Annotated in this window: 12 protein-coding genes; 9 read left to right on the top strand and 3 right to left on the bottom strand. The window is 60.1% G+C overall.

Going from position 1 to position 12,757, the window contains the following annotated elements:
• The first annotated feature begins 16 nt into the window (after positions 1-16).
• Positions 17-1,165 (top strand): class C beta-lactamase, encoded by a 1,149-nt coding sequence (gene ampC / locus BLL36_RS26800; protein WP_076954618.1) that lies wholly within the window; start codon positions 17-19, stop codon positions 1,163-1,165.
• 72 nt (positions 1,166-1,237) lie between these two features.
• Here the strand turns inward: ampC and BLL36_RS26795 are convergent, their stop codons facing one another.
• On the bottom strand, positions 1,238-1,561 hold the full coding sequence (locus BLL36_RS26795) for a hypothetical protein (protein WP_231998980.1): 324 nt from the start codon (positions 1,559-1,561) through the stop codon (positions 1,238-1,240).
• 148 nt (positions 1,562-1,709) lie between these two features.
• Between BLL36_RS26795 and BLL36_RS26790 the strand changes: the two genes are divergently transcribed.
• From BLL36_RS26790 to BLL36_RS26780, 3 genes are all read left to right on the top strand, one after another.
• Positions 1,710-2,606, top strand: a complete 897-nt coding sequence (locus tag BLL36_RS26790) for a dihydrodipicolinate synthase family protein (protein WP_076954617.1) — start codon at positions 1,710-1,712, stop codon at positions 2,604-2,606.
• A gap of 84 nt (positions 2,607-2,690) precedes the next feature.
• Positions 2,691-4,265, top strand: coding sequence for an aldehyde dehydrogenase (NADP(+)) (locus tag BLL36_RS26785; protein WP_076954616.1), 1,575 nt, complete (start codon positions 2,691-2,693; stop codon positions 4,263-4,265).
• A 126-nt stretch (positions 4,266-4,391) separates the two neighbouring features.
• Positions 4,392-5,090 (top strand): GntR family transcriptional regulator, encoded by a 699-nt coding sequence (locus BLL36_RS26780; protein ID WP_076954615.1) that lies wholly within the window; start codon positions 4,392-4,394, stop codon positions 5,088-5,090.
• A gap of 160 nt (positions 5,091-5,250) precedes the next feature.
• Here the strand turns inward: BLL36_RS26780 and BLL36_RS26775 are convergent, their stop codons facing one another.
• Both BLL36_RS26775 and BLL36_RS26770 read right to left on the bottom strand, forming a co-directional pair.
• A complete protein-coding gene (locus tag BLL36_RS26775; protein ID WP_076954614.1) occupies positions 5,251-6,252 on the bottom strand; it encodes a 4-hydroxyproline epimerase in 1,002 nt (333 codons plus the stop codon).
• Positions 6,253-6,264: 12 nt separating this feature from the next.
• The gene (locus BLL36_RS26770; protein WP_076954613.1) at positions 6,265-7,515 is read right to left on the bottom strand and encodes an NAD(P)/FAD-dependent oxidoreductase; all 1,251 of its coding nucleotides are present in this window, start codon (positions 7,513-7,515) and stop codon (positions 6,265-6,267) included.
• 367 nt (positions 7,516-7,882) lie between these two features.
• Between BLL36_RS26770 and BLL36_RS26765 the strand changes: the two genes are divergently transcribed.
• The 5 genes from BLL36_RS26765 to BLL36_RS26745 all read left to right on the top strand — a co-directional run bounded on the left by BLL36_RS26765 (position 7,883) and on the right by BLL36_RS26745 (position 12,745).
• Positions 7,883-8,713: a transporter substrate-binding domain-containing protein gene (locus BLL36_RS26765; protein ID WP_076954612.1), complete on the top strand. Its 831-nt coding sequence runs from the start codon at positions 7,883-7,885 to the stop codon at positions 8,711-8,713.
• 50 nt (positions 8,714-8,763) lie between these two features.
• Positions 8,764-9,426: an amino acid ABC transporter permease gene (locus BLL36_RS26760; protein WP_076954611.1), complete on the top strand. Its 663-nt coding sequence runs from the start codon at positions 8,764-8,766 to the stop codon at positions 9,424-9,426.
• A gap of 6 nt (positions 9,427-9,432) precedes the next feature.
• On the top strand, positions 9,433-10,092 hold the full coding sequence (locus tag BLL36_RS26755) for an amino acid ABC transporter permease (protein ID WP_076954610.1): 660 nt from the start codon (positions 9,433-9,435) through the stop codon (positions 10,090-10,092).
• Positions 10,085-10,810: an amino acid ABC transporter ATP-binding protein gene (locus tag BLL36_RS26750; protein WP_076954609.1), complete on the top strand. Its 726-nt coding sequence runs from the start codon at positions 10,085-10,087 to the stop codon at positions 10,808-10,810. The genes BLL36_RS26755 and BLL36_RS26750 overlap by 8 nt, the downstream gene beginning before the upstream one ends.
• Before the next feature lie 120 nt (positions 10,811-10,930).
• Positions 10,931-12,745, top strand: a complete 1,815-nt coding sequence (locus tag BLL36_RS26745) for a serine hydrolase domain-containing protein (protein WP_076954608.1) — start codon at positions 10,931-10,933, stop codon at positions 12,743-12,745.
• The last annotated feature ends 12 nt before the right edge of the window (positions 12,746-12,757 follow it).

The raw sequence follows: 12,757 nt of genomic DNA, 5'->3' as shown, positions 1-12,757 counted from the left end.
TGTTCGGAAACCCGCCATGCGCCAACCATTAATAGCACGCCATTCAACCGCCCTGGCGTTGTGCCTCGTGGCCGGCAACTGCCTGGCCGCGCCGGACCTGCGGGCGGTGGTGGACGCCAGCGTCAAGCCACTGATGCAGCAGCAGTCCATTCCCGGCCTTGTCGTCGGCGTCGTGAAGGACGGCAAGACGGCGTACTTCAGCTACGGTGTCGCCAGCAAAGACACCCGGCAGCCCGTCAGCGAAAACACCTTGTTCGAGATCGGCTCGGTGAGCAAAACCTTCACCGCCACCCTTGCCGGGTATGCCGTGGCGACCGGCAACCTGACCCTCACCGACCCGGCCAGCCGGTATCTGCCAGCCTTGCGCGGCAGCCCGTTCGAGCACATCAGCGTGCTCAACCTGGGCACCTACAGCGCCGGTGGCCTGCCCCTGCAATTCCCCCGTGAGGCGGATAATAGCCAGCGCATGATCAGCTACTTCCAGCACTGGAAACCCGACTTCGCCCCAGGCACCCACCGCCTGTATTCCAACCCGAGCCTGGGCCTGTTCGGCTACCTGGCGGCGCAAAGCCTGAAGCAGCCTTTCGATCAGTTGATGCAGAACACCCTGCTGCCGAAACTGGGCCTTAAGCACACCTTCATCAAGGTACCCAATGACCAGATGAAACTGTACGCCCAAGGCTACGGCAAGGACGGCAACCCCGTGCGCGTGGGCCCCGGCGCCCTCGACAGCGAAGCCTACGGCATCAAGACCAGCGCTTCGGACCTGTTGCACTACGTGCAGGTAAACATGCGCCCGGCGACGCTGGACCCTGCGCTGCAAAAGGCTATCGCTATCACCCACACCGGCTACTACACCGTCGAAGGCATGACCCAGGGCCTGGGTTGGGAGATGTATCCCTACCCGATCAAGCTTGAGGCATTGGTGGCCGGCAATTCGACACAAATGGCCATCGAGCCGCACAAGGTCAACTGGCTGACCCCGCCACAGGCGCCCAATGCCGATAGGCTGGTGAACAAAACCGGTTCCACCAATGGGTTTGGCGCGTATGTGGCGTATGTGCCGAGCAAGGGCCTGGGCGTGGTGATAGTGGCGAACAGGAACTACCCGAATGCCGAACGGGTGAAGGTAGCCCATGGGATCCTCGAGGCGATGGCGCAATAACGCCGGAAGCGAAACCAGTATGGGACAGCCAAACCATAATTCTTAGAGGCTCTCGAATTCCCCCTGTGCAGCTCAGTTCAGGCTAACATTTCGCTGGCTGGCACCGGCCACGGTGATGTGGCTCAGGCGTCCCTGGTCATCGAATAACAACCAGCCGTCAGCGCAGCGACGGATATTGACCTCGTAGCGTGGCCAGAGCAGTACGGCACACAGGTGATCGCTGGCGCGATGGATAAAATGCCAGCGTGTGTCGCGTTCACTGATGTCGTAGCCAAACACCAGCCATTGCGCATCAAGAATCACCCGCACCGCGTCCCCATCGAAGTAGCCCTCTTCACAGCCGGGCATGGCATAACCCAGACGGTTGCCGCCGACCTCAAGGATTAGTGTCGGCACTTCGTCGTCGCCCTCCACTGAATTCTTTTGCCATAAATAAAACACGCCTTAGATGGACAGGCCAAACTGCGCAATTGTAGATTGGATACAGTTGACAATTACACAACAGTTTCACCACACCCAAACCACAACAAAAAAGGTAGTTGAAATGGCAATCTGGAAAGGCGTTTTTCCCGCAGTCACCACCAAGCTGACCGAGGCTGGCGAAGTCGATTTGGTGGCCACCCGAGCCAGCATTGATCGCCTGATCAATAGCGGCGTTTCCGGCGTTATCGTCCTGCCGATGCTGGGCGAGAATGCGTCCATGAGCCTGCCGGAGCGTGAGTCGGTTATTCGCGCGGCGGTCGAAGTCGCCGCCGGCCGCGTGCCCGTGCTGTGCGGGCTTGCCGAAATCACCCTGCACACCGCGAAGAAACATGCAGCGCTCTACAAGAGCTTTGGTGCACAAGGCCTGATGGTTTTCCCCAGCCTGGGCTACAAGACCGACCACCGTGAAACGGTGGAGTGGTACAAGGGCATCGCCAGTGCCACCGACCTGCCCATCATGATCTACAACAATCCGATCGCCTATGGGGTCGACTGCACCCCGGCGATCCTGGCGGATCTGGTGGATACTCCCGAGATTGTCTGCGTCAAGGAAGAAACCGGAGACATTCGGCGTGTGACCGACATGTACGTGGCCTTTGGTGATCGCTTCAGTATCTTTTGCGGGGTCGACGACCTGATCGTCGAAAGCAGCGCGCTGGGCGTTACCGGTTGGGTATCGGGCATGACCAACGTGTGGCCGGCGCAGTGCGTGAAGCTCTTTGATCTGTGCGCCCAGCAACGCTTCAGTGAAGCCCGCGAGCTGTACCACATCCTCACGCCGTCCTTTCATCTGGATGTACACGTCAAGCTGGTGCAATACATAAAACTGGCCGAGCACCTGGTTTACGGCGCTCCGGAGTGGACACGCGCGCCACGCCTGGCGCTGGTCGGCCAGGAGCGCGAGTACGTGATCAGCACCGTGCAGAAAGCTATCGACATACTCGCTGTTCGCGGGTAACCCCCACGGGCCCCTGCGCCTTGGCCAGGGGCCCGCTCCCTAAACAGAGACCCACACTCTCATTTGCATCGAGCGAGGCTTGCTATGTCCATTTCCGGTGAAATGCTGATCGGCCAGACGACAGTTCGCGGTAAAAACGGGCAGATCCATGGGATCAACGCCGTTACAGGTGAAACGTTGGCGCCGGCTTTCGGTGGCGCCACGCCAGACGATCTCGAAAATGCTTGTGCCTTGGCGCAGGCGGCTTTCGATACTTACCGCGAAACGTTGCCAGAGCACCGAGCGGTTTTCCTGGAAACCGTCGCCCGTAATATCCTCGCGCTGGGTGATGCATTGGTCGAGCGCTGCATGGCCGAAACCGGGTTGACGCGTGAGCGACTCGAAGGCGAGCGGGCACGCACGGTCAACCAGCTTGCGCTGTTCGCATCAGTCGTGCGCGAGGGCAGTTTTCTCGACGTGCGTATCGATCCGGCACGCCCTGAACGCACGCCACTGCCTCGCGCGGATATCCGCCTGCGCAATATTGGCATTGGCCCGGTTGCCGTATTCGGCGCCTCCAACTTCCCGCTGGCATTTTCGGTTGCAGGGGGCGATACCGTGTCCGCACTGGCCGCCGGCTGCCCCGTGATCGTCAAGGCGCATTCGGCGCATCCAGGCACCTCTGAGCTGGTGGGCCAGGCGATTCAACGATCGGTACGCGAATGCAATCTTGCAGAGGGTGTGTTTTCCCTGATATTCGATTCGCAGCACAGCATCAGCCAGGCATTGGTTGCCGACCACCGAATCAAGGCTGTCGGTTTCACAGGCTCGCAACACGCAGGCGTCACCTTGATGAATATCGCGGCGGCACGCAGGGAGCCTATCCCGGTCTACGCGGAGATGAGCGCGATCAACCCCGTCGTACTGCTGCCCCATGCGCTGGCCGAGCGTAGCGCGCTTATCGCTGACACCTTTATCGCCTCGCTCACCGTGGGCGCAGGCCAGTTCTGTACAAACCCGGGATTGATCCTGGCGATCGAAGGTCCGCCACTCGCCGCCTTCGAGCAGGCGGCAATCACTGCCCTGAGTGCAGTACCTGCTGCAACCATGCTGACGCGCGGGATCTACGAAGGCTTTTGCGAGGGTGTCGAAAAACTGCGGGCGCAGTCTGGTGTTGAGCTACTTGGCCGAGGCCGACCGGGTGAGTGTCTTCAAGGGCAGGCCGCGCTGTTCGCTACCCGTGCGCATGCGTTCCTGGCACACACCGCACTGCGCCACGAAGTGTTTGGCGCCTCGTCCCTGATTGTTCGCTGCCCTGATGCAGACACATTGCTGCAGGTGATTGAAGCGTTGGAGGGGCAGCTGACGATTGCGGTTCACGCGAGTGCCGACGATTACCCCCTCCTCGGTACGCTGGTGCCGACCCTGGAGAAAAAGGCTGGCCGCATTCTGCTCAATGGTTTTGGTACCGGCGTGGAGGTGTGTCACGCCATGGTGCATGGCGGCCCTTTCCCGGCCACGTCAGACCCTCGCACCACCTCGGTGGGCAGCCTGGCAATCAATCGTTTTTTGCGACCGGTGTCTTACCAGGATTTCCCCGAGACGTTGTTGCCCCCAATACTCCAGGACGCCAACCCATTCGGCATCAGCCGCCGAGTGGACGCCCGGACTGAACCCTGACTGAGCATCGGGGTTGAAATGTTTCGCGCGCAGCTACTGGAAGGGTCCTACATCGGTGCGCCTGGGTTATGATCGACCGATAAGGATCACGAATCCTGGATCCATTCACCTGTCAGTAGTTGAAGAATGTCTAAAAAACAGCCTGCGCCCAACCTGCGCATCAAACGTCAAAGCTTGCCCGAAACCCTGGCGGAATCCTTGCGTGAGCGGATTCTCAACGGAGAGTTCAAGGAAGGTGAGTCGCTGATCCAGGAAACGATAGCAACCGAGTACGGCGTCAGCCGCATGCCGGTGCGCGAAGCGTTCAAGGAACTGGAAGCCTCCGGCCTGATCACGACGCAGATTCATAAAGGATCGGTGGTCAAGTCCATTCCCCTGGAGCAGATCGCGGAGCTGTTTGATCTGCGCGCATTGCTGGAACCGGAGCTGCTGGAACGCTCCCTGCCGAACATGACGGATGCACACTTCGCAGCTACCAAACAACTGCTGCCGCAACTCGAAGCCGCCTACCTGGACGATGACATTGCGCAATGGGGCAAGCTCAACTGGCTGTTTCATGAAAGCCTGTACGCTGCGGCTGACCGTGTGCAAACGCTGGCTATCGTTCAAGGCATCAACATTCAAACGGATCGTTACATCCGTTTGCAGCTGTTGCTGACGGCCGGAAAAAAAGAAGCCGAAGTCGACCACCGTGAGCTGCTCAAACTGTGTGAGAGCGGCGATGTGAAAAAAGCAGTCCAGTTCCTGCGCAAGCACATTCAGCGCGCCGGCGCCGACCTGGTCACCCTGCTCAAGAAAAAATGCGACAAAGAAATCCAGGCTTGAACGCAAGCGGGAACAGAAGCTTGTAGTGAGCGGGCTTGTCCCGCGCCGGGTGGCGAAGCCGCCCCAAAATCAGTCGCCTCAACTTCAAATGACGCACCGCAGCGTCCCGATTGGGGCCGCTTCGCGGCCCAGCGCGGGGCAAGCCCGCTCACTACAGGCTTCAACCCAGTTGAAACCCATGCGCCAACGGATCACGCTCATCCACAAAGATCGTGTTATGGCCGATGACCTGAGCCCAACCCGCGACGCTCGGCATGATGCCCGGGAAAGCACCAACTTCTGTCGCTGACTCGACCCGACAGTCAAACAGCGTGCCGATGATGCTCTCGTGGACAAACTCATCGCCCACCTTCAAGCGGTTGCGCGCGACCAACTGCGCCATGCGCGCCGACGAACCGGTGCCGCACGGCGAACGATCAATGGCCTTGTCGCCATAAAACACCGCGTTGCGCGCATGGGCGCGCGGGTTTCTGGGTTTGTCGCACCACATCACATGGCTGACACCCTGAATACGGCTGTCCAGCGGATGCACCGGCGACAGCAGCGCCTGCGCCGCCTGGCGCACCAGCGGGCTCAGCCTGACGATGTCGCTGACGGTCATTGAATCCAGGCCCGCCCAACCTACCTGCGGCTCGATGATGACGTAGAAATTCCCACCGTAGGCCAAGTCGACGTTCAATTGACCCAGGGTCGGCACCTCAAGCTCAACGTCGGCAGCGTGCAGGTAGCTGGCAACGTTATAGAGGCGAACCTGCTCTACCGTTTCACCATTCCTTACATAGTCGATTGCGACACGCCCCGCCGGCGCCTCGATTGCCAACGTGCCTTCGATTTTCGGCCTCACCAGGCCTGCTTCCAGCGCCGCCGTCACCGTACCGATGGTGCCGTGACCGCACATGGGCAGGCAACCACTGACCTCGATGAACAACACGCCGATGTCGCAATCTTCACGCGACGACGGATACAAAATGCTGCCTGACATCACATCGTGACCCCGGGGCTCGAACATCAAGGCCTGCCGCACCCAATCATGTTCACGCTGGAAAATCAGGCGTTTCTCAGCCATCGAGACATTGGGCAACAAAGGTCCTCCGGCAGTAATAACGCGCACGGGATTACCGCAGGTGTGGGCATCGATGCAAAAGAACGTATGACGAGACATAGGCACTTCCTTTTAGATGGAGTTGAAACGGCTGATTGCATAGGGTGCAAGGTCGACCAGAGACGGCTTGCCCAGGGCGATGTCGCTGACCAACCGCCCGGTTGTCGCAGCCTGCGTCAGGCCGAGGTGGCCATGGCCAAATGCATAGATTACGTTGGCGTTACGCGGCGACACGCCGATGACGGGCAAGCTGTCAGGGGTAGCCGGGCGATGTCCGGCCCAGCACGTGCCGCCCTCCGTCCGCAGCCCGGGGAGGTATAGACCGGCCAGCCTGGCCAAGGCCTGCGAACGCTCGAAATTCGCCGGGGCGTGCAGCCCGCCGAACTCAGCCGCGCCGCCAATTCTCAAGCCACAGCTCAATGGCGTGGCGACGAAATGGCGTTCGGCGAAAATGACTTCCCTGGACAGGGCGACACCCGGCGTCGGCAGCGTGGTGTTGTAGCCTCGCTCGCTTTCCAGCAAGACCTTGTCGCCAACACACCGAGCCAGCAGACCGGACCACGCACCGGCCGCTACCACGACTTTGTCGGCCAATAACCTGCGGCCATCGCTCAGGCTCACCGAGACGGTGTCGCTCTCCAGGCCCGAATGGATACCGCAGACCTCGCCGACCTGGATAGAAAGGCCTCGGGCTACCAATGACTGGCGCAACTTATCGACCAGGACTTTAGGGTCCTTGACGTGCGACCACTGCGGCGTAAACACACCACGGGTAATTGACGGACCGAGCGCCGGTTCGATGTCGCGTACTTCGTTACCATTCAGCGCGTGCACCTCAATACCGCAAGCTCGCTTGAGGTCCCACTGCGCTGCATCCTTGTCGAATGCGGCCGCTTTTTCGTAAACCGTCAGTGCGCCAAATTGCTGAAGCTCTTCGTGCAGGCCATGTTCGGCGAGCAGTGGTAGAAGGTCTTCATAGACCCGGGCGTGAAGCACCGCCAATGCCGCCGCGATGCGCTTGACCTCCGACGGCTTGCCCGCGCTGGCGAAACGCAGCAGCCACGGCATCAGCCTGGGCGCATGGCTTGGGCGTATCGCCAAGGGCCCCAGTGGGTCCAGCAACCAGCCGGGCACCTTCCAGAACAATCCCGGAACCGACGCCGGAATCACTTCAGTGACCGCGATGCCACCGGCATTGCCGAACGACGCCTTGTCACCTTCGGGGTCGCGGTCGACCACGGTGACTCTGACGCCTTCCTTCAGCAGGTGATGCGCCGTTGCGAGCCCCACGATACCGGCGCCTATGATGATGACGTGCCTCATGAATCACACCCTTCTCAGATGAAACAGATGCGCCAGTGAAATCCGATCAGGGTCGGATCGACCGGCAAAATGGCCTTGTGTAGATTGGATACACTAAACATAGCCTGTCAACCTACTACTTCTCGTCTGCCAAACGCTGAAACAATTCATAGCCTGCAACATCTTTTTTATAGCCATTAACCAACTGAAATATCTAACTATTTTTTGATAAATAGAGGTTTTTATACTGCGCGCTTTGAAAAAAAGACCCTATCGCTCTTTTTCCGCTAATAAACATTTGGTAGATTTTTTTGGACTTAGAAGATTGGATACAACCTACACTTCAACTTCACCCCTAAAAACAATGCCAACCAGATCGGGGATCCACATGAACATTGCACGCCACGTAAGCGCCTCTCTCCTGCTCGCCCTCGCCGGCACCACCTTCATGGCTTCAGCCGTTGCCAACTCGACCCTGGACCAGGTTATTTCGTCCAAAACCCTGCGGTGCGGCGTGCAGCTCGACTATCCACCGGCGGGCTTTCGCAACCGCGCCAACGAGCCGGATGGCTACGATGTTCAGTACTGCAAGGACATGGCCCATGCCCTCGGGGCGAAGGCTGTCATTGTCGAGACGCCCTCCTCCGAGCGCATCCCAGCACTGGTATCCAATCGTATCGACGTGCTGATTGCCTCCGCCTCGATCTCTCCCCAGCGCGCCATGAGCGTGAGCTTTTCCCAGCCCTACGTGAACTACACCAACGTAGTGCTCACCCGCAAAGGCGCCAATATCGAGAGCTTTCAGGATTTGAAAGGCCGCCACATTGGCGGTGTCACGGGCACGACAACCGAGCAGGAGCTCCAGGTGCTGCGCAAAGGCTGGAATGACCAGAACGGCAGCTACACGGGTTTCGGCAGCGAAGCGGAAGGCTACCTGGCACTGGCCCAAGGCAAGATCGACGGCGTGATCATCGGAAACGCATCGGCGGCAGCGCTGGTTCAGAGCGGTCAATTTCCTACGCTCGCGATCAAGGGCGTCGCGCCTACGCCTCCCGACCTGTGCGGCATCGCCGTGAAAAGGTCGGACACGCAGATGCTCAACTGGGTGAAGACCTTTGTCTGGGCCCAGGTCAAGAACGGGCGCTACAGAGAGTTGTATGCGCAGTACTTCGGTGAAGGCCAGGCGCCTTCGCTCACGGTAGCCGGCGTGGACTACTAACCCACCCTTCGAGCGGCCCGTTTCGGCCGCTCCTGCCCGGAGTCTGCGCTATGTTTGGATACACGTTTTACTGGTCCATGGTCTGGGAAAAGCTTCCCGAGCTAATCGAGGGCGCCAAAACGACACTGGTCCTGACCGTACTTTCGATGGTCATCGGCACATTGATCGCCCTTGCGCTGACCTTGTTGCGCAAACACGAAAAAGGCTTCGGCAACGCCCTTGCCACTTCCTGGGTTGAAGTCGCCCGCAATACCCCGGCGCTGTTTCAGGTGTACATGATTTATTTCGGCCTGGGTGCGCTGGGGCTGCACTTCTCCAGCTACACGGCGATGCTGTTGGCGTTGTCATTCAACAACGCGGGGTACCTGGCCGAGATCTTTCGCGGAGGGCTGCAGGCCATTCCAAAACAACAACACACGGCCGCGCGATCACTGGGTATTTCGTCGTTCGCCGCCTACACCCATGTGGTTTTTCCGCAGTTGTTCAGAATCGTCTATTTCCCGTACGTTAACCAGCTCAACTGGGCACTGCTTAACAGTTCGCTGGGCATGATCATCGGCTTGCGCGAGCTCACGGGTGCAACGCAGGCTGCGCAGTCCGAATCATTCAGGACGTTCGAGTTCTTCATCATCGCTGCGGTGATGTACTACCTCATGTCCAAGCTGATCGAGGGCGGCGCCCGACTCACTTTCTGGCGCGTTTTCAAGGGGTAGACAACCATGCAATTTCAATTGGCGTATTCAGGTTTGCACTGGGGCGATATTCCGTTTGTGCTGACCGGCATCTGGCACACCTTGTTACTCACGCTGCTGGCCACGTTTTTTGGCACCGTGCTTGGCCTGCTGGTCGGCTGGCTTCGCCACGAATCAGTCGTCGCCCGGCTCGCACTGGCGCCGTTCGTCAATGTCCTTCGCAGCATCCCGCTGATCATCCAGTTCATCCTGGTCAACAGCCTCTTCGCCATGGCCGGTTTCGGGATAAGCCCATTGTTCATCGGCGTCATCGTTCTGAGTCTCTACATGGGAATGCTGACCTCGGAGCTGGTCCGTTCGGGCTTGCAATCGGTCCGGCCCCAATTGAAAAAGGCCAGCCGGTCACTCGGGCTGAGCTACTGGCAGACGCTGCGCCACGTATCCGCGCCTCTTGCCTTGCGCACCTTGTTTCCTGGCTGGATCGGCACGGTGATAGGCCTGACCAAAGATACCGCGCTGGTGAGTGTGGTGGGCTATATCGAGCTGCTCAGAGCCTCGCAGATCCTTATCAATCGCTCCAATGAAGCACTCCTGGTGCTCGCGGGTACCGGGCTCTTCTATTTTGCAATCTGCTACCCCATTTCCCGCTACAGCCGCCATCTTGAAAAGGTAATGCGCCATGATTGATATCACGGACGTCCGCAAAAGCTTCGGCCCCATCGAAGTCATCAAGGGCGTCAACCTGACGATCCGCAAAAGTGAAGTCTTGTGCCTGATCGGCGCCAGTGGCTCCGGGAAGTCCACCTTGCTGCAATGCATCAATGGCCTGGAGCCGATCCAAGGCGGCAGAATCGTGGTCGACGGTACGGATGTGCACGCCAAGGGAACGGACCTGAATAAGCTGCGCCAGAAACTCGGCATCGTGTTTCAGCAATACAACGCGTTCCCCCACCTCACCGCCCTGGAAAACGTGGCGCTGGCACCGCGCCTGGTCAAGAAGATCCCCAAGGCCCAAGCCATGCAATTGGCCCATGAGCACTTGAGTTTCGTCGGCCTGGGCAATCGTGCGGACATGCGCCCCGCAAGCCTGTCCGGAGGCCAGCAGCAACGGCTGGCAATCGCACGCGCCCTGGCGATGCAGCCCGACTACATGTTGTTCGACGAAGTCACCTCCGCCCTCGACCCCGAGCTGGTGGGAGAAGTGTTGGATACCATCCGCAAACTCAAGGACTCCGGCATGACCCTGATCATGGTGACCCACGACATTGCCTTCGCGCGCGAATCCGCAGACCGGATTGCGTTCTTCGATAACGGGCTGATCTGTGAAGTCGGTGACGCTCGCCAGGTCGTCAATGAGCCACGGGAGGACAGGACTCGGCAGTTCCTCCAGCGCGTATTGCACTGACAGGAGCCACCGGGTTTGCCCGTTAACAGTCTTTGACAGTTTTTCGACAAAGCTGTCAAAGACCTCCGGGCGCCGTGCCCCTAGCATTCCGGCATCCAAACCACCTGCCGGGTGCTCTTCATGCTTCGCACATTGCGCAGTATTCCGTTGCTCGGTTGCCTGTTGGGCAGTATCGGCTGCCATGGGCAGCCGCCTGCTCCGCCGTCGATCCCCAAGGGCGACTACAGCGCGATTATCCGCTACCTGCAAAACCGCATCCCCCGTGACATGGCCCAGGCCAGTACCCCAGGCCTGTCGATTGCTCTGGTCAACGGCCAGGAGTTGATCTGGGCCCGTGGGTTCGGCATGGCCGACAAAGCCAAGGGCCTGCCGGTGACGCCGAACACCGCCTTCCGGGCCGGCGCGATCTCCAAGCTACTCACCGCCAGCGCCGCCCTGCAACTGGTTGAACAGCAGCGACTGGCGCTGGACGCGCCGATCCAGCAGACCCTGCGCGAATTCCATGTGCGCTCGCGCTTCCACACCGACCAGCAGGCCGCCGACCGCGATATCACCTTGCGTCGCCTGCTCAGCCACCAATCCGGCTTGCCCAGCGAGCACCTGCGCGACCTTCACAATCGCTACGCCATGGGGCAGATGCCGATGCGCCTTTCAGGCGTCTGGCTGAGCACACCGCCTGGCACGCAGGTGGCCTATTCCAACCTGGGGTACGCGCTGGTGGGCGCGGCCATCGAGCGCAGCAGCGCAAAAGAATTTGAAGTCCAGCTGCAACACAGCCTGCTCAAACCGCTGCAGATGGACCGCGCAAGCTTTGTCGGGACTGCTGCACAAACAGCCTATCGCGCCCAGGGCTATCAGGACGGTATCGCCAGCACCGACGCGCAAGTCCGTGACCTGGCAGCCGGCGGCTTGTGGGCCAGCCCCAGGGAACTTGGCCATTACGTGCAGATGCTCTTTGCCAAAGGGCTCTACAAAGGCAACCGGGTGATGGCCAGCCGCTCCATCGATGAAATGTTCACCCAACAGAACACCGGCAACGCCCTGGACTTCGATTGCCAGATCGGCCTGGCCTGGTTTCTTGCGCCCTGCGGTGGCGAGCCGGTGGGCCGTGGCGTTCGTGCCTTCCAGCACAGCGGCGGTGGTGATGATTTTGCCGCGCAACTGACGCTGCTGCCGGACCAACAGCTGGCCGTGATCATCATGGCCAATGACAGCAATGCCGAAGATATGGTCGCCACACTGGCCACCGATACCCTGCGCCTGATGCTCCAGGCGCAAACCGGCGAGCCGGTGTGCGGCGACGACTGCCAGGCGCCCCGCCACGGGCTCAAGTTGCGCCAGGTGCCGGCCGCCGTCGACCGCCAACGCCTGGCCGGGTTCTATGCCACCGCCTGGGGCGTGTTTCGGATCAAGGAGGACGCCCATCGGCTGCACGGCGAGCTGGCCGGCCATGACTTCGAGCTGCTGCGTGACGATCAAGGCTGGCTGCGCGCGCAAAAAAAGGTCCTGGGCTTTTGGCTCAAGGACCTGGGTGAACTGGGTCGCGTGCAGCTCGACGTCATCACCGTGCAAGGTCGACAGATGCTCACCGCGCGCAACCATGGCCAGCGCGTTGCCATTGGTGAGCGCATCAACCCGCCGCCGCTGCCGCTGGCCTGGGCCGACACCATCGGCACCTATCAAGTGCTCAATACCCACGAACCCGATGCGCCGTTGAGCGGCATCAGTGTGCGCCTGGAAGAAGGTTTCCTGGTGATTCGCGGCCAACTGCACGACGAGCCGCTGACCGACTACATCCTGCTGCCCGTGGACAACGCCCATGCGGTGCTCGCCGGCACCGGCTACGGCCTGGGCGACACCGTCAGCCGCCAGGTCAACGGCCTGAGCGCTTCGGGCTACTCCTTCAAACGTACCCACCCCTCCTTGAGTTTCTGAGCCCATGAAAAC

Origin of the sequence: Pseudomonas cedrina subsp. cedrina (assembly GCF_001983175.1) — a bacterium.
GTDB lineage: Bacteria > Pseudomonadota > Gammaproteobacteria > Pseudomonadales > Pseudomonadaceae > Aquipseudomonas > Aquipseudomonas cedrina.
The sequence above is the reverse complement of the archived record's forward strand: the minus strand, read 5'-3'. Positions and strand labels throughout refer to the sequence as shown.